At 68.0% G+C, this 20,604-nt stretch carries 19 protein-coding genes and 1 pseudogene; 9 read left to right on the top strand and 11 right to left on the bottom strand.

The genetic code is table 11. The annotated features are described in order from the left end of the window. Positions 1-51: 51 nt before the first annotated feature. Entirely contained in the window at positions 52-1,260 is a 1,209-nt protein-coding gene (locus ACLLJJ_RS33050) for an ice-binding family protein (protein ID WP_434597965.1), read from the bottom strand. Between the two features lie 388 nt (positions 1,261-1,648). Between ACLLJJ_RS33050 and ACLLJJ_RS33045 the strand changes: the two genes are divergently transcribed. Next, positions 1,649-2,712 (top strand): IS630 family transposase gene (locus tag ACLLJJ_RS33045; RefSeq protein WP_434587118.1). Its coding sequence is split into 2 segments (ribosomal slippage): positions 1,649-2,096 and positions 2,096-2,712, totalling 1,065 coding nucleotides; the frame shifts between segments, so codons are not numbered across the junction. Between the two features lie 31 nt (positions 2,713-2,743). Here the strand turns inward: ACLLJJ_RS33045 and ACLLJJ_RS33040 are convergent. Together ACLLJJ_RS33040 and ACLLJJ_RS33035 are read right to left on the bottom strand one after the other, a co-directional pair. Further along, positions 2,744-3,202: an IS66 family transposase gene (locus tag ACLLJJ_RS33040; RefSeq protein WP_434597963.1), complete on the bottom strand. Its 459-nt coding sequence runs from the start codon at positions 3,200-3,202 to the stop codon at positions 2,744-2,746. An 8-nt stretch (positions 3,203-3,210) separates the two neighbouring features. After that, complete coding sequence (locus tag ACLLJJ_RS33035) at positions 3,211-3,348, bottom strand: hypothetical protein (RefSeq protein WP_434597961.1); 138 nt, start codon at positions 3,346-3,348, stop codon at positions 3,211-3,213. A 440-nt stretch (positions 3,349-3,788) separates the two neighbouring features. Here ACLLJJ_RS33035 and ACLLJJ_RS33030 point away from each other — a divergent pair, with 440 nt between their 5' ends. Continuing rightward, positions 3,789-4,001, top strand: a complete 213-nt coding sequence (locus ACLLJJ_RS33030; RefSeq protein ID WP_434597958.1) for a hypothetical protein — start codon at positions 3,789-3,791, stop codon at positions 3,999-4,001. Between the two features lie 101 nt (positions 4,002-4,102). On the opposite strand, the gene ACLLJJ_RS33025 is transcribed toward ACLLJJ_RS33030, so the two are convergent. After that, positions 4,103-4,510 carry a hypothetical protein gene (locus ACLLJJ_RS33025; protein ID WP_434597956.1) on the bottom strand — a complete coding sequence of 136 codons (408 nt, stop codon included), beginning with the start codon at positions 4,508-4,510 and terminating at the stop codon, positions 4,103-4,105. 16 nt (positions 4,511-4,526) lie between these two features. Continuing rightward, positions 4,527-5,201, bottom strand: a complete 675-nt coding sequence (locus ACLLJJ_RS33020) for a hypothetical protein (RefSeq protein WP_434597954.1) — start codon at positions 5,199-5,201, stop codon at positions 4,527-4,529. Between the two features lie 155 nt (positions 5,202-5,356). Between ACLLJJ_RS33020 and ACLLJJ_RS33015 the strand changes: the two genes are divergently transcribed. Further along, on the top strand, positions 5,357-5,710 hold the full coding sequence (locus ACLLJJ_RS33015; RefSeq protein WP_434597952.1) for a hypothetical protein: 354 nt from the start codon (positions 5,357-5,359) through the stop codon (positions 5,708-5,710). Between the two features lie 53 nt (positions 5,711-5,763). Continuing rightward, entirely contained in the window at positions 5,764-6,066 is a 303-nt protein-coding gene (locus tag ACLLJJ_RS33010) for a hypothetical protein (protein WP_434597950.1), read from the top strand. Positions 6,067-6,121: 55 nt separating this feature from the next. Here the strand turns inward: ACLLJJ_RS33010 and ACLLJJ_RS33005 are convergent, their stop codons facing one another. Continuing rightward, positions 6,122-6,640, bottom strand: a complete 519-nt coding sequence (locus tag ACLLJJ_RS33005; RefSeq protein WP_434597948.1) for a hypothetical protein — start codon at positions 6,638-6,640, stop codon at positions 6,122-6,124. Positions 6,641-7,138: 498 nt separating this feature from the next. Between ACLLJJ_RS33005 and ACLLJJ_RS33000 the strand changes: the two genes are divergently transcribed. After that, positions 7,139-8,212: a MerR family transcriptional regulator gene (locus tag ACLLJJ_RS33000; protein ID WP_434597946.1), complete on the top strand. Its 1,074-nt coding sequence runs from the start codon at positions 7,139-7,141 to the stop codon at positions 8,210-8,212. A 36-nt stretch (positions 8,213-8,248) separates the two neighbouring features. Then, the gene (locus ACLLJJ_RS32995; protein WP_434597944.1) at positions 8,249-8,902 is read left to right on the top strand and encodes a hypothetical protein; all 654 of its coding nucleotides are present in this window, start codon (positions 8,249-8,251) and stop codon (positions 8,900-8,902) included. A 276-nt stretch (positions 8,903-9,178) separates the two neighbouring features. Here the strand turns inward: ACLLJJ_RS32995 and ACLLJJ_RS32990 are convergent. Together ACLLJJ_RS32990 and ACLLJJ_RS32985 are read right to left on the bottom strand one after the other, a co-directional pair. Continuing rightward, positions 9,179-10,056, bottom strand: a protein-coding gene (locus tag ACLLJJ_RS32990) for an IS5 family transposase (RefSeq protein ID WP_434597941.1) whose coding sequence is annotated in 2 segments (ribosomal slippage) — positions 9,179-9,703 and positions 9,706-10,056 — 876 coding nt in all. Because the reading frame shifts where the segments join, the coding sequence is not laid out codon by codon here. A gap of 48 nt (positions 10,057-10,104) precedes the next feature. After that, positions 10,105-12,162 carry an ATP-binding protein gene (locus tag ACLLJJ_RS32985; protein WP_434597939.1) on the bottom strand — a complete coding sequence of 686 codons (2,058 nt, stop codon included), beginning with the start codon at positions 12,160-12,162 and terminating at the stop codon, positions 10,105-10,107. 298 nt (positions 12,163-12,460) lie between these two features. Between ACLLJJ_RS32985 and ACLLJJ_RS32980 the strand changes: the two genes are divergently transcribed. Then, on the top strand, positions 12,461-13,051 hold the full coding sequence (locus tag ACLLJJ_RS32980) for a hypothetical protein (protein WP_434597937.1): 591 nt from the start codon (positions 12,461-12,463) through the stop codon (positions 13,049-13,051). A gap of 440 nt (positions 13,052-13,491) precedes the next feature. Here the strand turns inward: ACLLJJ_RS32980 and ACLLJJ_RS32975 are convergent, their stop codons facing one another. Together ACLLJJ_RS32975 and ACLLJJ_RS32970 are read right to left on the bottom strand one after the other, a co-directional pair. Continuing rightward, positions 13,492-14,781, bottom strand: coding sequence for a hypothetical protein (locus tag ACLLJJ_RS32975; protein ID WP_434597935.1), 1,290 nt, complete (start codon positions 14,779-14,781; stop codon positions 13,492-13,494). A 286-nt stretch (positions 14,782-15,067) separates the two neighbouring features. After that, on the bottom strand, positions 15,068-15,610 hold the full coding sequence (locus ACLLJJ_RS32970) for a hypothetical protein (protein WP_434597933.1): 543 nt from the start codon (positions 15,608-15,610) through the stop codon (positions 15,068-15,070). Between the two features lie 399 nt (positions 15,611-16,009). Between ACLLJJ_RS32970 and ACLLJJ_RS32965 the strand changes: the two genes are divergently transcribed. Next, entirely contained in the window at positions 16,010-18,796 is a 2,787-nt protein-coding gene (locus tag ACLLJJ_RS32965; protein WP_434597931.1) for a hypothetical protein, read from the top strand. Between the two features lie 140 nt (positions 18,797-18,936). Here the strand turns inward: ACLLJJ_RS32965 and ACLLJJ_RS32960 are convergent. Then, positions 18,937-19,059: pseudogene (locus ACLLJJ_RS32960) on the bottom strand (IS6 family transposase); the annotation flags it as partial. Positions 19,060-19,406: 347 nt separating this feature from the next. On the opposite strand from ACLLJJ_RS32960, the gene ACLLJJ_RS32955 reads away from it, so the two are divergent. Next, a complete protein-coding gene (locus ACLLJJ_RS32955) occupies positions 19,407-20,603 on the top strand; it encodes an IS110 family transposase (RefSeq protein WP_434597928.1) in 1,197 nt (398 codons plus the stop codon). Position 20,604: the final 1 nt, after the last annotated feature.

Genomic DNA, 20,604 nt, shown 5'->3' with positions numbered 1-20,604 from the left:
GATTCCGCCGTGCGCCGTCACGCGATGAGCAGGCTTACCGCGGTGTGCTGCCTAGCCCTCGTGGCTCACGGGCTTGTCGCCGTAGCCGTAGCCGTCGTGCTCGTCGCCATGGCCGGGCTTGTCGGGCGCTCCGTCATGTCCATGGCCCGGCTTGTCGTCGTGGCCCGGGTCGCCAGGCTTGTCATGGTGGTCCGGCTTGCCAGGCTTACCAGGCTTGTCGCCGTGCCCGCCGGTGGTGTTTCCGGCGGTGTTGCCCGCAGTGTTCCCGGAGGTGTTGCCCTGCGTGTTCCCGGCGGTGTTGCCCTGCGTGTTCCCGGCGGTGTTGCCGGAGATGCTCCCCGAGGTGCTTCCGCCCACGATGCTGACAATGGGTCCGCCGAGGATGGGTCCGCCCAGGAGGCCGCCACTGATCAGACCCCTGGTGGTTCCACCGTTGGTCGTGCCAGGCGCGTTTCCACCGGTGGTCGTGCCAGATGTGTTTCCGGTAGTGGTGCCGGACGTCGTTCCACCGGTGCCGGTCGCGCACCCGCCGAGGAAGATCCTGTTGTCGTCGAGTGTCACCGCGGCGTTACGGGCCAGTGCACGGCCCTCAATGTTCGTTCCCGTGGTCACGCTGATTGAGGTCAGAGCCATGATCGTGCCCACGAAGGTGGAGTTGGTGCCGAGCGTGGCCGAACTTCCGATCTGCCAGTACACGTTGCACGGCGAAGCGCCGTTGGTGAGGAGTACCCGGCTGGAGGATGCTGTCGTCAGGGCTTCAGGGATTTGGAACACCCAGACGGCGTTGGGGTTTCCCTCGGCGTTCAGGATCAGGTCGCCGTTGAGTCCGACACCGGATGCAGCAGTGTGGACGCCTGGCAGCAGCGTGTTGCCATTGCCGATTCCCGCCGGAAGCGCGAAGTCCGTGGCCTGGCCGGCCGCATTGTTGTACGCCTGGACCAGGTCGGACTTGGCCTGTTGTGCGACAGCGTCCGCAGAATGTACGGCGCCGCGCACCTCGCCGGGCGGGAACCCGCTGATGGCTGTCCCCGGGTGCACCCCAAGGTCGTGGTCGATCACGGAGGGTCCGGTGTTGGTGACCTCCGAACCTGCCAGAACGGAGAAACTGGCGGCTGTGCCCAGAGGTACGGGTGTCGCGATGGCCAGCGCCTGTGTCGGCGTCACGGCGACCATTACGGCGGCAACCGTTGCGGCGAGAGCCGAGGCCAGCCAGCCGGACAAGGCGCGGCGCTGAGCCGCTTGAGGAATCTTCCGCTTCATCGAAAAGCCATTTCCTGTGGGGGGCCGTGGCGCACCGGGCCCTACCGATCACCCGGGAAGCCTTGTTCATGTCGCTGCCATATTAAGCCAGGAAATCTTCCGCGTGCCACCAACAAGCAAGCGTAGCCGCAATTCAACGGCGAAAAGCGCGATGAAAATATGTGAATTCACATTGCCGATCATCCGACATTCCCCCCTAATGATCAGCGCTCGATTAACTGTGACTGCTCAGGTCGTTGATTACGCGTGAGCGGGTGGCAGCCAGACGTTTCCGGTGAAGAGATCGCGGAGCACGGTCAGGGGATTGAGGTCGTGCTTCTGAACTTGATTGGGTGATGTCGGGGCCATTCGCCTGACAGCGACCCGGCGGCTTCGGTAGTCCTGGGTTGTGAGGTACGCGCAGGGCGGCGGGTTGACCGACGCTGAGAGGGCCGTGCGGGAGCGGATCCGGCTGTTGGCCGTGGAACGCTTCGAGGGCGGGGAGAAGAACCGGGAGATCGCGGGCGCGCTACGGGTGTCCGAGCGGTCGGTGGAACGCTGGCGCCGGCTGTGGCGTGAGGGCGGTGGGTCCGGGGTCCTGTCGAAGGGCTCGCCGGGACGGCCGAGGCTGAGTGACAGGCAAATCGCCAGGCTGGAGGGCGAGTTGGAGCGCGGGCCGCTGGCGCATGGCTGGGATGACCAGCGATGGACACTGGCTCGGGTGAAAACGCTGATCGGCCGCCTGTTCCACGTCACCTACACCGTGGAGGGGACATGGCGGCTGCTCAAACGCCACGGCTGGTCCTGGCAGCAGCCGGCCCGCCGGGCGATCGAGCGTGACGACGCGGCCGTCGAGTTGTGGAAGAAGGAGGTCTGGCCGCGGGTAAAAGCGCCGCGGCGGCTCGCGGGGCCTGGATCGTCTTCGAGGACGAGGCCGGGCAATCGATGAGACCGCCGCGCGCCAGGACATGGGGCCGGGTGGGCCAGACCCCCGAGGTCCGCGTCCGTGGCCGGGGCTCCGGCCGAGTCTCCATGGCCGGTATGACCTGCTACAGGCAGGGCAAGCGGTCCCGGATGTTCTACAGCTTCCACGTCTACCGCGGCCGCAAGAACGAGAAGAAGGGCTTCGCCTGGGAGGACTTCCGCGACCTGATAGTCCGGGCACACATCCAGCTCGGCGGGCCGATCGTCCTGGTCTGGGACAACCTGCGCGCTCACCTCATGCCGCAGATGAGGGCGTTCATCGAAGCGAACGAGGACTGGCTGACCGTCTTCCAGCTCCCCTCATACGCTCCCGACCTCAACCCTCAGGAGGGCGTCTGGTCGCTGGTCAAACGGACCATCGGCAACCTCGCCGCCGCGAACCTCGACCAACTGGCCCGAGCCGTGAAGCGAAGCCTCAAGCAGATCCAGTACCGACCGCACCTGGTCGACGGATGCCTCGCCGGCACCGGCCTGATCATGGAAAACTGATGCCGATCAGGCCGACATCACGAGTTCAAGTTCAGTTGCGGGCGGTGGAGAGGTAGGAGCGCACGAGGAGCCAGTGTTCAGCGCCGGTCAGGGTGCGCCAGCCGCCGGAGATCTTCGCCTGGATCTTGGTCATGCGGATGTCCTGCTCGGCCTGGTTGTTGGTGAAGGGCACCGTCAGGTCGTGCAGGAAGCGCAGGAAGTCGTCGCGTCGGCGGGCCATGCGGTCGGCGAGCTGGCGGGCGAGGGGCTTCTTCCCGCCTGGTGGCGGGTCGGGGTTGGCGGACCGGCCAACCTTCACGGCCTGGTCGAAGCGGGCTTCGAAGGTCGTGATCTCCTCATTGGCCAGGGCGGGTTGACCGTTCTCGCGGGCCCGGTGGCAGGCGGCGAGGGCGTCGGTGAGCGCGTCGGCGGCGGCCTTCGCCCAGACCTGGCCTGCCGGGTCGGCGGTGTGGACGCCGCCGAGGTCGCGCAGCACATGCGCGTTGCACAACGCCGGGGTCAGCGCGGGGTAAGTCTCCAGGCGTCGGTGACGGTGGTGCCGGTGAAGTGCGGCAGCACTCCGGCCGCGTCCATCGCGGTCTTCCCGCGCTTGGGATGGGCGGTGTACCAGGTCAGAGCCCTGGAACGGCCGGACACGCTGGGCCTACGCCATCGACGCCCTGATCGCCGCAACGGTGGCCGGCCGGACCCGGCTCGGGCGCCCGACCGCCGACCTGTGGTCCCGGATCACCGTCCTGACACGCGGCCAGCTCCTGGCGCCCGCCCCGACCGGCTGACGCCCACACGCCGACTGCGGCCCCGCCTTGCCCATTGACGGCTGCCGCCCCGCTTGACGGCTTCCGGGTCGCCCGGCCGACCGCACGCCTGCCCATTGGCGCGTCACCTCGCCGATGCGCGCGACACCTTGCCGCGTACTGCGAGCACACCGGCATGGACCCCCACACGCTGCAGAGCTACCTCCAGGTCGGGCAGCAGGAGATCCGTGCTCACGGCACGCAGGAGGAGGACCGCGCGCACGTGGCGGGTCTGATGGGCGAGGCGCTCGCGTACGAGGCGATGCGGCGTCGACGAACCGGATGCGGCACCACCGGGGCCAGAGCCAGGCGGAGCAGGCGCAACTGCCCGAGGACGACCCGCAGAAGCTGTTCACCGAGGCGTGCCTGCACGGGCTGAAGGCGAAGCTGTGCGACGACGTCGACGCGCTGGACAGCTACCTGCCGCCGCAGGTGGCCGCGATGGCCCGCAAGGTGGCCGAAGCCCTCGAAGTGCCGGAGATGGCCGCGACGTAACACCGGGGCGGTGCCGTCGTTGGACAGCGCGACTCCATAAATCCGGGCCCCGGGGATGTCATGGCTGATCCCCCGGGGCCCGTGGTGTGTCCAGCTCGGGGTCAGTTCTCTCCGGCCGCCGTGAGGGCGAGCCAGTCGGCGGCTTCGGCATCGGTCATGAGCAGGGCCTGCGTCGGGTGGGCGGCGCCGTCCTTCACGACGTGAGCGCGGCCCGGGAGCGGGCTGCTCTTCGGGGCGGGGCCGGCGATCGGGGCGAGCCGCTGCCAGGTGCCCTCACCGACCCGGGCGAGGATGACGGTGGCGAACTGTTCGCGGGCGGCGGGGGCGAGCACGCTGCCGTTGATGTGGCCGTTGTAGAGGACGTGGATGCGGGCCTCGCGTCCCGCGTACAGGACGTCCTCGAGCGCGGTGATGGCCGGGGACTTCTTCGGGTCGTCCTTCTGCCGGAAGGTCTCCCAGTAGCTGGTGAGGTGGCGCAGGGTGGTGTCGGCGCGGTCCAGGACGACCATCAGGCGCGGTGCGTCGTTAAGGGCGCCGTTGAGGTCGGTGCGGCGCTTGAGTTCGGTGGCGAGGCCGACCAGGGCGTCGTGGATGCCAGCGACGTTTCTGCTGCATGGCCTTGAGGTCGCCCAGGCTCAGCTCGTTCGTGCCGCGGTCGGCCGCGCTGCTCTGCGTCCAGTTGAGGATCGCGGGATGGACATCCTCGCGCGAGTACGAAGTGCCGACGGCCGTGTTCTGGCCGTCGGTCTCGGCGAGCTGGGTGAGGTAGGCGGCCAGGGCGTGCGGTCCTCCACCGCCGTAGCCGACGCCGTACCCGTGGCCCTCACGCTGCGGAAGGATCGACAAGTCCCCCTTCTCCGTCCGCGCCCAGAACAGGCTGCGCCCGGTGTGGAAGCGGCTGAAGGTGTCGCCAGGGCGCAGGGCGAGCGGAGCGAACGTCTTGTAGCTCCACTGGTCCGTGCCGCCCTCGCCCCGGTGCTTGAAGTGCTTACCGACGACGGGCAGCCCGAACTCGGGGTCGTAGAAGGTCCGGCGGCACACGCAGCCCGAGCCGGAGACCGCCGACGGGCTGTCGGTGTCCTCCGTGACGCACGGGTGGAACAAGCCCGGGATCTCCGTGGACTCCACGAGCGTGCAGTGCAACGCGTTCGGCTCGCATCGCACCAGCCTGCCCAGCCACTCCTGGAAGTGCGGTGTCACGGTCTGCTGCGCCTCGATGTCCAGCTCGGCGTTCAGCGACGACGAAACACGGCGAGGTGCCCTCGGGTGACGAGTAATCCGGGCGGGCGGCCAACCGGGGGGCCTTGCGCGCGCCCCGCCACTTCCCAAATTCGAACACACGTACCATTGCGAGCGTGACGACGTACGAGTTCCCCCGAGATCTACACGCAGCCCAGATGCGCCTGCACCAGGCCCGAGCCGCCCAGGAAGCCCTGGGCAAAACGCTGCCCTGGTCCGTCGAGCCGGCCGAAGGCTGGAGCGCCCCCGTCACCCAGCAGGGCGGTGAACCGCGCAGCCTGCCGCCCAGCCCCGGCTACACCGAAGCAGAGAAGACCGAGATCGCCCGGCTGCGTGCCGAGGTCCTCGCGCTGAGCATCACGGTCAGCACGCACCCGTACTGGGGCACTTGCACCAATGGTCTGGTCGGACTACGGATGGCACTCAAGCACTTCCACGGACCGGCCGGCGCGTACGACGAAGCAGCCTGAGGCTCGATGTGGAGGAGCGGCGGCCGTCCTGGGACGGAGAGATACCCGACGCAGTGGCGGAGACCGGGCCGCCGGTGACGGTCCTGTTGCCCGACGGACAGGAAGTGCGCGCCCTGCTGCTGGCCAAGGTCCAGAGCGGTGACGGGTCCTGGTGGTACGAGGTCACCCTGCCGCTGTGGAGCCAGCTCATCGACCGCGAGGACCGCATCACCCACACCCCGGCCGACACACTCTTCCTCGCCCCGGCCAAAGTCGTCACCCCCGTCGACGGCCAGGACTACCGCGGCACCCCCATGCGCCGCGATCCTGCCGCTGTGCGCCAGGCGGCCCGCCAACGGCATACCGGCAGACACTGAAACGGACCGCCGGCTCTCTGCGAAGAGCTGGCTGCCCCCGCAGACGGAGCGGAGTTCAAGAAGGGCCAAGCGTGCGCAGCCCCTCGCGCGCTTCGTCGATCTGCCGCTGAGCCAGCTGGAGCTGAGAGTGGGCATGCTCCAGCGCCGCCCGAGCGGCCCGGAGTTCGGCTCTGGGGTCCGCATCCGGGTCCGAGCTGCGGGAGGTCATCAGCGCTTGGGCCGCGTCCAGCAAATGATTCACCGCAGGGGTCTCCGAGGCTGCGGCGGGCCGGTCGTCGGAAAAGTCAGGGATCCGGGTCTCGGCAACGTCGGTCAGGACTCGGTTGACGCGGGCCTGGAGCAGCCGCGCCCACTGCGCCCCGGCGGCCGGCCCTGCAGGTATGCCAAGGACGTAGCCCTCGCGCAGGGCTTCCAGATCCAGGCGATCCGTCGCCAGGGCCTCCGACTCCACAAGGAACAGGAGAATCCCCAGAGCAGCCACGCGCGGCACCCCTTCCGCCTCGGTCCCCCGCACACCCAGGACGCTCAGGCAGTCATGAATCCGAGCCGCACTCAACGGCGGACGGTCGGCCACCGGCACTCCTTCCCTCGTTTGCCGCGCATTGTCCCGCGACCCCCGTGCCACGTCGATCCCTCGCCCGGGTGACGTGACACTTCAAAAACCAGAAGGATCCAGAAGGATAGGGACGGACCACGCCGCTTGAATCTGGAGACCACGGACACTGCACCCCTCGCTGAGCCCCTCAGGGAAGAGAGCGGATACCCCAGCCGCCCGGTACCGGCGCAGGTACCAACGCCGGTACCTGCGCAGGCACTTAGTGGTCCAGTTTTGAAGTCCTTCGGGGGTTGACGCTGAAGAAGCTCCCGTGCCATGCGGTGATGTGGAACGCGGCTGCGTAGCCGAGGGCTCCAGGGGGCGGCCCGACGCGCTGGTGTGCGCTGGTTTCCCCGGGCTCGTCGATTACGGCCTGGCGAGCGGAGCCGGTGGCTTGTACTCGGTGCCGCAGTCCGGTGGCTCTCTTCGCGGGTGCGAGTTGACCTTCAAGTTGGATGAAGGTCAACAATCGGGTCCATGGACGGCACCACGGAACTACTGAGCATCAGTGCCTTCTCGCGGCGAGTGGGTCTCGCTCCGAGCGCGCTGCGTTTCTACGACGACTGCCGTGTTCTGCGGCCGGCGTGGGTTGACGGCGCGACTGGATACCGCTTCTACAGCCCTGCGCAGGAGGCCCGTGCCGCTCTCTTGCGCGGTCTGCGAGATGCGGGACTGCCGCTGGCCGAGGTGGCCGTGGTGCTCGACGGGCCCGAGCGCGAGGGCCGAGAGGTGCTGGAGCGGCACTTGGAGAGGATGCGGAACCAGGCTCAGACCGCCAAGGCCGCCATCGCGGTGGCTCTGCGTTCCCTCTCGACTGCTGACAGCATGACGGAAGCGCGAATCGGCGGCGTGGAGTTGGCCAGTGCTGTCCGCCAGGTGGTGCCGGCCGCAGCTTCCGACGTGGAGCACTCTGCGCTTGGTTGCGTCCTCATCGAGATCGATGACGGCGAGGTCCGTCTGGTGGCTACCGATCGCTATCGCCTATCGATGCGCGTCCTCAGGCCGGCGGCGCTCGACGCAGGGCCCTGCCGTCTGCTGGTGCACGCGGGCGACCTGATCGAGTTCGGGCAATGGGCGGCGCGATTCCACCAGGTCACCCTCCAGGTCGGACCGGACGCGGCCCGAGCACACAGCACGTCAGAGTCCCGCGTCCTGGCGACCGTCGATGACGAGTTCCCTGACTACCGCGAGATGCTCTCGGCTCTGGCCCCGTCCCAATACCGCGTGATCGTGGATCGCCTGGCCCTGCGCGACGCGGTCAACAGCCACGGCGACACTCCCCGTATCGCTCTGAGCTTCGCCGGCGACGAGATGACCATCTCGCTTCCCGATCACTCCAACGCCGCCACCCTGCCAGCGGTCTGCCATGAAGACCTGCCCCAGCGGATCGGCTTCGACCCTGTCGTCCTGGTTCCCGCTCTGGAGGCCAGCGTCGGCCCCGACGTCCTGCTGGAGATCTCCGCCGTAGACCGACCTGTCCTGGTGCGTTCCGCAGACCAGGGCAGCTTCACCACTCTGGTCATGCCGGTCGCCCTCAACACCTCCAGCTGATCCTTCCTCAACACCGCACCCTCACTCAGGAGAGCCATGACCGACCCCGAGAACATCGTCGTGCAGCTATGCGTGCAGGGAATGCAGGCCGAGACCGAAGGACGAGATACCCGAGCACGGGACCTGTTCCGCCAGGCATGGGAAGCGGCCGAGGGCGACTACGACGCCTGCATCGCCGCGCACTACCTCGCCCGGCACCAGCCCACGCCACAGGAGACACTGCACTGGAACCAGGAGTGCCTGAACCGAGCCGACAGGGTCGGCGACGACCGTGTCCGCGGCTTCTACGCCTCACTTCACGGCAACATGGCCCGAGCCCACCGCGACCTGGGCCAGATCGACCGGGCCCGCGAACACTTCGAGTCCGCCGCCCAGCACATCGACGACGTCCCAGCCGGCCCACACCAGCAATGGCTCCGCTACCGCATCGCCGCAGGACTGCGTGCCACCGCCCCGGCCGCACCACAGCAGTACGAAGACCCGGTCGGCGAACTCCTCACCAAGCTCTGCGCACGCACGGACCTCGAAGCCCTGAGCCTGCTGCTGCCCTCGTACATGGGCAGCCTCGGCACACCCGAGGACGAGGAACGCATCACCACCACCCTGCGCATGCTCCACGCCGAGCGTCGCCTTCCCGACGACGAGCAGACCGCCCTCAGCCACGCGATCAAGGTCCGGTCCGCCGTGTGAGCGCCCCCGATCCTCGGTGACAGAGCAGGGGACAGTCGAAATCGCTCAGCCTCATCACCGCCGGAGCTGCCGGTGCCCGCGCCGTTGTTGCGGCGCCGTCGCCGGGGTCGTTCAGGTCGACGGGCCTTCTCCTCACCGAGTCGGCGCGTCGCATCCCACGGCCTACACGCACTCCATGGCGTGCGCTCAAGAATCGATGACACGGTGACAGTTGCAGGAACCCCCGGGGGCGGCTGGGCGCGCTCCGGACTTCGCTAGGACGTGTTTGAGATGTGGTCATAGCGACTGTCGTATCAAGGCGAGTTGGACGGTGGCTTCGTAGCGGACGGCGAGTTTGTCGTATCTCGTGGCGACGCCACGGGCTTGCTTCAGCAGGGCGAATCGGCACTCGACTTTGTGCCTGCGTTTGTATATCTCGCGGTCGAAGGCAGGTGGGCGTCTGCCTGCCGAACCTCGTCGGAGGCGGTGTCCTGCCTGGTCACGCTTCTCCGGGATGGTGTGCGGGATCTGTCGTCCACGCGGGTAGGAGCGGATGGCGCGGGAGGAGTAGGCCCGGTCGGCAAGCACGTGGACGGGCCGGGTCCGTGGGCGCCCACCACCGGTCCGGGGGACACGGATCCGGGCCATCAGCTGCTCGAAGGCCGGTGCGTCACCCTTCTGTCCGGCGGTGATGACAGCGGCCAGGACGTGGAAGGAAGCGTCGACGGCGAGGTGAATCTTGGTGGTCAACCCGCCGCGCGAACGTCCGAGACCGTGGTCGTCCGGCTCGGCCGCCAGGCCGTCCTCGCGCGGCCGGCCCGGATCGTCAGCCCCTTTTTGCGGGCCCCGGCGGCATGCTGATGTGCGCGGCACACGGTGGAGTCGACCGAGACCTCCCACTCGATGGTCCCGTCGGCATCCGCTTTGACCTGCAACTTCGTCAGGATCCGGGTCCAGGTCGCGTCGACCTGCCAGCGCCGGAACACCGCATATGCCGTCTCCCAGGGCCCGTACCGCTCGGGCAGATCCCGCCAGGGCGAGCCGGTCCGGGCCCGCCACCAGATCCCGTCGAACACCTGCCGCCGATCCCTCGGAGGCCGGCCCATCTTCGGTATCGGAGGCAACAGCGGCTCCAGCCGATCCCACTGCGCGTCCGTCAGGTCACCACGAGACATCCCAAGATCATTTCATAACCTTGATCAACATCTCAAACACGTCCTAGTTCACTGGTCCTGTTCCGGGGTGCCCGCTGACTCGGTCTCCTCGGCTTCGTCGTGCAGCTGTGTCAGGGCATCAGGGATGAAGTGCGAGTAGCTTTCACGTAGGTGCTGGGTGACGCGGTCATCGGTCGCCTCATAGTTCAGCTGCTCCTGGAAGAACCGCAGCTTATTCTCCGCGGCGTCGAGGATTTCGCCCCAGCTCTTGACCCAGACCTCGTAGTTGTCCTGTACGTCGGCGAGGCCGGCAGGGCGGTCCTTCTGCCGGATATCGTGACGGATCTTGTCCGAGTATTCATAGGTGACGAGGTAGAAGCGCCATTTGGATCCCACCCCGCTGTACTGGGGGTCGTCGATGATGGCGTGGGCGTAGCCCTTGATCTGGGCAAGTTCTTTCGGGCCGACCTTAACGGTGGGTCGTTTGAGCTCGATGACGAGGCGCTCGGTGCTGTTGTCGTCCTTGCGGCTGCGGAACAGCAGGATGTCGACGCGGCCGCTGCGCCCGTCCGGCTGGGTGACGGCTTCAAGCTCGTGCTCAAGGACCACGTCTTCACCAAGGTGGTCGTCCAGGTGGGCTTGGAGGACGTTGGTGAGTCCCAGCTCGCTCCTGGTCATGTGCCAGTCTTCGCCGAACAGCCACAGGTTCTTGGCGATCATGGGGTGGAGCTGGTCGACCTCGCGCAGGTTCTTGCGGAGGTGTTCGTCGGCGAGGATCTTGCGCAGGGCCTGGATAAAGTTCAGGCGGTTGGTGACGGTGGTGGCCGCGCCGATGACGTGCGTCAGGTCGGTGCTGTCCAGCAGGTTCTTCAGGTGCCGGCGGTCGTCGTCGCTGAGCGCCAGGACCTTTTCAAGGATGGTGTGGAGGTCGCCGGGGTTGCTCTCCAGGGCGGTACGGATGAGGTTGACGGAAAGGCTGCGAGCGGCCCTTTTGTTGGGAAGCGCGTGGCGGGCGGCAGTGACGACGACGTCGAAGGTCTGACGCTCTATGGCGAGCGCGCCGGTCGCCGGCTGGTCGTCGTAGGGGTAGATCCCTTCGGTTTTCAGCTGTCGCACGACTTCTGCCGAGATCTGGGCCCCGCGAACGGCCAGGTGCTTCTGGACGGCTCTGACGGCCGCGTCCAGGAGTCCGGAGTGGGACATCGTCAGGCCGTGCAGGTCGTCGACGGACAGGCCGTTGAACAGGTTGGCGCGCAGGTATGGGGTGAAGCTGATGATGCCGTCGGACCAGTCGCTGCCGTGCTCGCCGAGGGCGATGCCCTCGGCGTTGCAGATGAGCATCCGGCGGTCGCTCATCCGCTTGTTCCACTCGACAAAGGTCACGACCGCGGGCGGGTCCTCGCCGGCGTACTCCTGTGGCAGGTCCAGCTCCAGGTCGATGGGTTCGCCCACGATGATGTCGCTGGGGTCGAGCCGTTTGCCGTCGAACGTGACACACACGTGGGGGTAGGCCCGGAGGTAAAACGCCAGCTTCGCGGTGAGGTTCGCGGCGGCGTCGTCGCGCTCCAGGCTGCTCAGGGGCTTGCCCTGGGGAACAGAGATACGGACCGTCGTGCCGGGCTTTCCCCTGGTCGGCTCTGTTTCCTCAACCTGCCAGATGGTGGCGTGGTCGGCGTTGCCGCGGATGCGGACCCCGACCAAGGCGTCGCCAAAATCCCTGGACTCCCAGGTAGCGGACTCCCAGGTGAGCTGGTCGCCCAGGGCGAAGGCGAAGAGGCGGCCTTCGCCGTTGCGGCCGTGCAGGATGCGTTCCCCGCCTTGGGTGTGCGTCCTGCTGGTCTTCCAGGTGGTACCGAAGGCCTGGAAGGCGGTGCGTGCCCGCTCGGGTGTCATGCCATGGCCGTTGTCGGTCACGACGACGTCGGTGATCGCCGTCATGCTGGAGCGGCGCAGTTCGACGTGGACCTCGGTGGCGTTGGCGTCCAGGGCGTTCCATACCAGTTCGGCAACGGCCGTGATCTGGGGCTTCTTCTTGAACTGGAGGATCTTGCGCTCGCCGACCGAGAGCTCGAACTCCGTCAGCGGCGGCCCGCTCTGCGCCGGCAGTTCGGCGCTGACCACGCCCACGCCAACTCCGGTATGTGCAGCGCCTTGTGTGTTGTGCTCCCCAGACATGCGGTGACCGTACCGGTTGCTCACAGTTCGGTACACATCGCCTTGCGTAAGGGATCCTGTGCGCGTCGGTCTACCACTCGCCATGGTGAGGCAACCGGGGTCCCTGACTGTGGGACAACAGCCGCTGAACTCGCCTCCTTCAGAGACGTTGTCACTGGTCGTCAGCGCATCTCTGTGATCGGGATTTGCGGCGATCTTCCTGCCGTCGCGGCTGGCCACCGGGCCGGGACGCTGAGCGATGATGACCGGCATGGATGAACAGTGGGCCGCAGTGGTGGGAGTAGCGACGGGCGGGGTACTGGCCGGTGTGCCAGCACTGATTACCGCCTGGTGGAGCCGCCAGAGCCAGCGGGAGCAAACTCAGTCCCAACAGGTCCTTCTGGCGGGTCAGCTGCAGTCAGCGCACCTGTTGCAGGTCATGGAACCGAGGCGGCAGGTATACGGCGACTTCATCGCTTTCGTGCGCCGGTTGCGCACCAAGCTGTACGAAGCCGTGGATGGGCCCGGAGACGGCTACGGGCGGCTGCTCCATGTACTGGACGACGAGGAGCTGAGCGAGCGGTTGGAGCAGGCACACGCCCAGGTGGCGCTGGAAGGCCCGGAGACGGTTGTCGCGGCGGCCGAAAGCATTATGGAACTGCTGGGCGCCCTGTACTCGCGTGTCTTTTCCATCGAGGAGAGCGGCATCCTGGGCGAGGCCGCCGCCGCGGGGGAAGATGGGGCGCCCCTTCCCTGGGAGTTGGCTGAGCTGAAGCAGCTACTGGACCACATGACCGCAACGGCCCGGGAAGCTCTGGCCCAGCACGGCGCCGTCGCTCTGCTGCCGCCCGCCAGCAACTAACCTGCCCGGCCGGTGACTGTGGCGCGGCCTGAACCACTGGCGCCAGCACGGCCCCGCCCGGTGCTGCCGCGGCCAGGCGCAGTTCGGGACCCGGATTGCGGAGCGGGCCGCGGGTGCCGAGCGGGTCGTACCTCTGGAGACGCAACGCACGACTACCGAGGCCCGGCGCCCTCTTGGGAACGAATCCGTGGACAGCGGAACCTAAGCTCCTGAGAGATCTCGCCTACGCCCGGTGGGCCCGCCCCGCCCCTGGGGCATGTTCCTCTGCCGCTCCACGTCCACCAGCCTGGACGGCTCCGAACCGCTCCCGTACGCCGCCCGCAATCCTGGCTGCGGCCACCGGTACATGCGGATCGTGACCAACGCGTCCCCGAGCAGGGCCACAGCGGCGGTGCGCACCATCGGCGCCGCGCGAGTCCCGCACGTCGCAAACTGGCGGGTCAGGCGCTGCTCACCGAGACGGCCGCACGGAATTCCTGCGTCATCAAGGCGACCGAGCCGCGCTGTACGGGCGCCGGACCCGGTTCGCCCCACACCTTGTGCAGCGCGGCGCGCATCCGGTCGTTCATCGCGTCGTTGATCACGGTGCTGTGTTCCTCGGGCACCTCACGGGTGTCCGAGACGACGACCATGGTCCCGTGCCGGGTGCCGATCATCCCGATCGTGGTGACCTTCCAGCCCAGCTGCCGGGCCGCTTTACGCATCGCGGCACGGATCAGCTCCACCCCACCCAGCCCGACAGCCTCCTCGTCATCCAGATTCACCTGGTACGAGCCGCCGTAGCCGCCTCCGTTCTCCGGGCAGCTGCGGCGCAGCAGTGGCATCACGGCCTGGGCCATGGCCGTGCAGCGCGGGTCCTTCGCATATGAGGCCATCGTCAGCTCCTTTCCTGCCTGTTGAGGTGCGGCCACAGCAGCTTGAGGTCGCGGGCGACCCGCTCGGCCAGGACGTCGGGGTCGTTGGCGGTCCACTGGTGGGCTGTCCCGATGGCGTCGGCGGCCTTCGTCCTGGAGGTGCTCTTGCCTGGGAAGGAGCCGGACTCCGCGCGGGCGGTGAAGGTCGCCGGGCCCGGCGGGCGGGACCAGAAGAGCAGCGGGTGGCGCGAGGGGGGAATCGAAGTGGCCGAGGCCGGCTGCGGGGTCTTCGTCGAAGAGCTGTGGTTCGGTCCACAGTCCGACGGTGACGACGATCCAGGTGTGCGACCGGTCCGGGTCGCTGCACAGCCACAGGTCGAACGTGCCGACCAGGAGGTCCTCCTCCCACTTCCAGACCTTCGCCCGCGGATCAAGTGCATCGGCCCCGTCGCGGCGCAGCGGCATCAGGGCGCGCTCGAACGGGGCGATCAGATCGTCGTAGGCGGTCCGTATGGCCACGCTGCCGGCGTGGCCATACGTCAGCTCGCGGTCCGGCGTGATCTCCCACTTCAACCCGTCGGGAAGCTGGGTGATCAGGTACTGGCGCAGCGGACCAATGACCAGCGGGAGGCCGTCCTTGCCGGGTCGGGCGTGCTCGGCTGCGGGCATGCGGACCCACCAGGCGTAGTACGGCGTCTCGTCTTCGTAGGAGTCGTAGTCGACGCAGGAGTCGTACACGCAGCCCAGTGACGCGGCCAGCTCCGTCATCGTCTCCCGGGTGCGCTCGTCCAGGTCCGGATCCTCGCCCGCGAGCTGCGACGGGTCTTGGACCTCCAGGCGCCACACCACCCACTCGAAGTCCTTGAAGTCCCTCACGCGCACGCACCCCTCGGCTCAAGGGTGCAACTCCTGCTGTAACCGGCCAACGTCCCGCTCCCCTGCTTCGCCCTGTCTGCTCCGACAGTCCAGTACATCAAGACCCATAGGGTGGGCGAGAACGTTCACAGACACCCGGCCCGGACGAGCGACGCACAGGGTCGGCCGCACCCGGGTTCAGCCGGTGTCAGGGTCGTATCCGAGGCTCTCCGCCGGGCCGACTCCCGTGCTCACGTACGTACGTAGCCATGGAGATAGGCGTCCGGTTCAAGTCGGAAGGGGTGCCCTACCGGTAGGGACTCCAGCGGCCGAAGCGGGCCATCAGCTTCCGTGCCGCGTCCTCGTTCAGTCCGAGAGCTGTAGCGGCCTGTCCGGGAGTCGCATCCTGCCGGGCGTCGTGGGCCGGCCAGTACGCGACCTCCACGGCCGTCACCTCCAGGCGGCGGGCCGCCCGCAAGGCCGCCAGCGGCGAGGTCTTCGCCAACTTCTCAATCTCTTCCTGGAGCTGCGTCAGCAGAGAGGTGACCGTCTCCGGCAGAGGGATGGCCAACCGCCCCACCTCGACGGTGTGCGCGTCCCAGTCCAGCGTGCACGTGCTCGCCGCACCTCCGCCCGCGTCGGCCAGGTCCCGGTCACCGATCGCCTCCCAGTCCAGCGTCCGCTCGGGGCCGGTCCAGCCACAGGAACACACAGCGCGCAGAGCGGCAGCCCGCGGCCCGTGAAAGTCACGGCCGTCATAGACGCTCCACTCCGACACCGACTGCCCGCCCCCACCGGAACTCATCGCGAAGAACACCGGAGACGGGACAGCGCCATCGCTCAGGAGCACGCCGACCGCTCCCTCGTGAGAAGCACCGAACTCCTCCGAAGTCCACGTCTCCCGCTCACCCGTACCCATGGCCACCCCTACCTTCGCCCGCTCCCCAGCACCCCGGAACAGGGGCGCGCTGCACTGGGACCGACCATGCCGCAGCCAGGGCGAGCCGCACCACCGGAATCACCAAAGAGCGGAGTATGGAACAAGCCTCCAAGGGTTTGTCGACCCAGGAGGCTTCGCCGTCCCTGCTTCAGCCTTGTCCGCGCGGTACGAGGCTGAGGGGCGCCGGTGGGCTGGGCGACCTCGACGGCCGGGTGTGCCTTTCGTGTGTCCCTTTCTGGATCCTGTTCCGCCAATGGCCTTGTTCTGTCGCATACTTGCCCCCACTCATCAACAGTGAGGGGGCACATGATGGGATTCCCGAATGCGGTGGGAGCGACCGATTTCCTCCGGGCTTTCCGCTCCGCGGTCTTTCCGAGCAATTGGAGACTGCTGAACAGTCAGACGGTTCCGCCGGTCCTGCTGCGGACCGGGGGCGAGGGCGAGCGGGCCGGACAGCGGTCGAAGCGCGTGCTGGACGCCCTTGAGGAGTCCCTGAAGACACCGGACGGCCGCGCCGTCGCCTTCGCCAGGCCGCAGCGCCATCGTTCCGCCGATCCCGGACAGGATCTGCTCACCCTGCACGTCGGGCGAGAGCTGCCGCGGGATCCGTCCAAGCGGACCGGCCGGCTGAAGCTCCGCGATTTCGATCTGGTGGACAGACTGGTCGAGGAGGCGCGAGGGCTGGCCGCGCAGAGCCCGGACGAACTCAGCGACCGGCAACTGCAAGATCTGCTCGGCGGCGCGACGCTCCGAAACCAGCTGTACGAGCGCAGGGTCGCGGAGCCCGACGGACTCCCGCACGCCCTGGCACAGTTGGCGCCGCCGGTGGACGGCTCGGGTGTGGTGATGACCTATGTGACCCGGGTGGTGGCGAGGCCGCTGTTCTACCGGCTGCCCCGGCGGCTGTGGTCCTGGCGCTGGAAGCGGCGCCTGCTGACGTCGCGGCGGTACGGCTGGTACAGGCAGTGGCTGAACCTGGCCCGGACGCACGGCACGTTCTTCGACCGGATCTCGGAGGTGCTCGGCGGTCAGGCGATCGCCCTGCGGGGCAACGCGCAGGACCAGCAGAATGCCCTGCTGGAGCTGGAGAAACTGCTGCTGCGCGCGATGCTGGCCGATCTGCACCGGGCGCATTCGGGCCGGGTGGGCCCCTGGAAGCGGCGCCGCAGGACCCGGCGCGTGGTCCTGCTGGACCTGCCCGCCGCCGCCGAGGACGGTGGAAAGGACGCCAACCGGTTCCTTCAGGCGTACCGGAGCGTCTACCGCGTGGACGGATCCGCCTCGCTGCTGGTGGTCGGCGCCGGTCAGCCGGACGACTACGTCGAGGTCAGCGGGCAGCGGTGGCATCAGGAGCGGGCCGAGGGACTGGCCGCAGAGGCACAGTATCTGCTGACGCCGCCCGACGGGCACGCCGGGGACAACGATCCCTGGCTGCTGCTTCCTTCGCTGGCCGACAGCGACTTCGACGGCGTCGGACTCGCCGTCGCCCGCGTGCAGCCGCCCACCCCGGTGCTGGGGCCGAGGGCGGAGAGCAGCGTGCAGGTGGCGGTGGTCAGCACCGCCGTGGTCGCGCTCGTTTTAGGGGCGACGCCGATCTGGCGCGGTGGGTCCGGCGAGGACACCCGCTGTCTGGACGGCAGCAAGGTGAGCGACACGGTCGTACCCGAGGCGCTGCGGAACGTGGACGCCACGCAGAACGTGCTGCGCGGCACCGCGGGCAAATCGCCGTACCGGACTGTCGTCGAGCAGATCGAGGAGGTCAACAACAAGGCGGCGCTGGCGGCCGAGCGGCGCGGGGCCACCGTTCGTACGGTGGTCTACCTGGGCTCCTCGGTGAGCGCCGACAAGAGCAAGGGGGAGTACAACGGGGCCGTGGCCGAGCTGCGCGGCGTCTGGCTGGCGCAGATCCGGCTGAACTCCGAAGCGGCGAAGGACCCGCAGAACGAGAAGGTGCAGCTGATCGTCGGCGTCCGCGACAGCGGCAAGGACTTCGTCAACGCGCCGGCGATGGCCGACGACATCGTCGAGGAGACTCGGGCCAATGACCAGTATCAGGACCACCGGACGATCGTCGGTGTGGTGGGGTTCGCCGAGAGCCGGTATAAGACGCTGCAGGCGGCCAGGAAACTCAGCGCCGGACGGGTGCCGTTGATCAGTACGACGGCCACGGCCGACGAGATGCAGACCGCCGGGCAGTATTACCGGCCCATGGCGCCCGGCAACAGCCGGGAGAGCCAGATCGCGGCCGACTTCGCTCTCAGTGGCAGTGTCATCGAGGAGAAGGACGACCCCGAGGAGAACTCCGGATACTGCGAGTCGGCGGTCCAGGCGGTGGTGGTGAGCGACCCCAGCGATCTCTACAGCAAGGAGATAGGGGGCCAGTTCGCCGGGCGGTTCGGCGATGAGGCGAAACGCATCGGCTACCCCGACAGAGACACGGACGGCAGCGATGTGGCGAGGCGGGTGTGCGCGTATAAGAAGCAGGAGCGCCGCACCGTCCTGTACTGGGCGTCGCGGGTGGAGAGCTTCAACACCTTCCTGGACAACTACAACAACACCGGCTGCGCGTACCAGAATCTGACCGTCATCGCGGGCAACGAGCTCACCAATGCGGCGCTGGCCGGGGAGTACACCCCGGCGCTGAACTGGCTGCGGCTCTACCACACGGCACATGTGCTGCCGGTGGGTCACCCCCAGGCCAATGGCGAGGCGAAGCGGTTCGCGCGGCACTACGCCTATTACGCGGGCGAGGACGACCCGTGGCGCAGCGACGGTCACGGGCCGCTGGGCTATGACGCCTACCGGGTGCTGAGCTGGGCGATCGACGGCGCGAACGCGAGCAACAGGGGCGAGGTGAACGCCGCAGGCGTGAAGTCCAAGCTGGACAGTGACATCGAGCTGGAAGGTGTCAGTGGCGCGATCATGTACCCGGAAGGGAACGCCGGGTCCAAGCCGCCGGTGGACAAGGGGTTCGTCATCGTGGGATACACGAAGGCGGGACCTCAACTAGTGCTGCACTGCGGCAAATTCAGCGTGCACAAGCCGAGCGTGGACAAGTGGGGGCCAAACGGCCTGGACTGCCCGAAGGACGAGTAGCGACACGAGGGCGTTGTCAACTCGCAGGAGCCCGCGTTGGTATGGTCGGGGTCGCGATGTGTCTGTCTCGGTTCGTGGCCTGGTTCAGGTGGTCGCTGGCAGGCGGCGCTGGTGGTGATGATGTGTTTGCAGGTGGTGCAGCGGTCGGTCATCTCGGCTCGGTGGCCGGGTGCGGTGAGGAGATGCCGGCGGGGTCGGAAGCGGGGTGAGATCCGGCTGAAGGCGGCCAGGAAGCGCGATGGTTGAGCCTTGCCCGCGCCCCGAAGTGAGCTGGCGTTAGCCGTGCACGGGGCTGACGCTGAGCAGCATTTGCGGTTGCTGTATGACTGGGCGACTACGCGAACGCGCTGCGCCGCCGGCGCCCGCGGCCCGGGGACAAGTGGCTCTACCTTTCTTGATGGGTTGGTCCTCCCATTCGTAGGGTGGGGACACCCAGGGGTGCTGGGTGTGGCTGACAAGTGGCTGCCGTTCATGGCTTCAGATGCTTCGCCGCCTGGCGCCCCACGACGACTCGGCCGCCGATTGGGAAGTGCGAGACAGGTCGCTGTGTAGGGCAATGCCGGCGAGGTCGTCCGTGGTACGTCCTGCAAGTACGACGTTCGGGAGCGATATGAGCCGGATCTGGGCCGGGATCGACAGCGGTAAGGCTCATCGTCACAGTGTTGCCCTGGAAGGCCAGGGCAGGAAGCTGTTGTCGCGGCGGGTGGCCAACGACGAGCCGGATCTGCTCCAGTTAATAGGCGACGTCCTCGCGCTGGCCGACGGCGACGAGGTGACCTGGGCAATCGACATGACCGGCGGTGAACCCGCCCTCCTGCTCACTCTGCTGATCGCCCACGGGCAGGAGGTCCTCTACATCCCCGGGCGCACGGTAAACCGGGCATCCGACGGTTACCGGGGCGAGGGCAAGACCGACGCCCGGGACGCCAACGTGATCGCCGACCAGGCACGCATCCGCCGCGACCTGCGGCCCATCCGCGCCGGCGACGAGGCGGCTGTCGAACTGAAGCTGCTGACCGGCCGCCGGTCCGACCTGGTCGAGGACCGCACCCGCACCGTCAACCGGCTGCGCGGCACACTGCTGGGCATGTTCCCCGCCCTGGAACGGGCCCTGGACCTGGCCAACACCGGACCGCTGGTCCTGCTGACGGGGCACCAGAGCCCGGCGGCGATCCGCCGCGCGGGCGTCACGCGCCTGACGAAGTGGCTGACGAACCGCAGGGTTCGCAACGCCAAGGCCCTGGCCGCCACGGCAATTGAGGCCGCCGACCGCCAGCACACCTCCGTCACCGGGGAGACGACCATCGCCAGGCTGGTCCACACCTTGGCGGGGGAAGTGATCGCCCTCAACGAGCGCATCGCCGAAATCGACAAGCTCATCGAGTGCCGGTTTCGCGAGCACGAACTCGCCGAGATCATCCAAAGCGTCCCCGGCATCGGTGCCGTGCTCGGCGCGGAGTTCCTCGCCGCGGTCGGCGGCAGCCTGGACGAGTTCGCCTCCCCGGACGCCCTCGCGGCCTTCGCGGGCGTCGCCCCGGCCCCCAGGGACTCGGGCAAGGTCAGCGGAAACCACCACCGGCCGCAGGCCTACCACCGCCGCCTGCAACGGGTCTTCTACACCTCCGCCATGGTCAGCATCCGCTGCGACCCCAACTCGCGGAAGTTCTACGACCGCAAGCGCGTCGAGGGCAAACGCCACGTCCAGGCCGTACTCGCCCTCGCGCGCCGCCGCGTCAACGTCATCTGGGCCCTGATCCGTGACCGACGGTGCTACCGCGTCATACCCCCAGTCACTACTACCGCTTGAC

The sequence above is a fragment of the Streptomyces sp. A5-4 genome (genome assembly GCF_051131715.1).
In the GTDB taxonomy this organism is placed as follows: Bacteria; Actinomycetota; Actinomycetes; order Streptomycetales; family Streptomycetaceae; genus Streptomyces.
The sequence above is the reverse complement of the archived record's forward strand: the minus strand, read 5'-3'. Positions and strand labels throughout refer to the sequence as shown.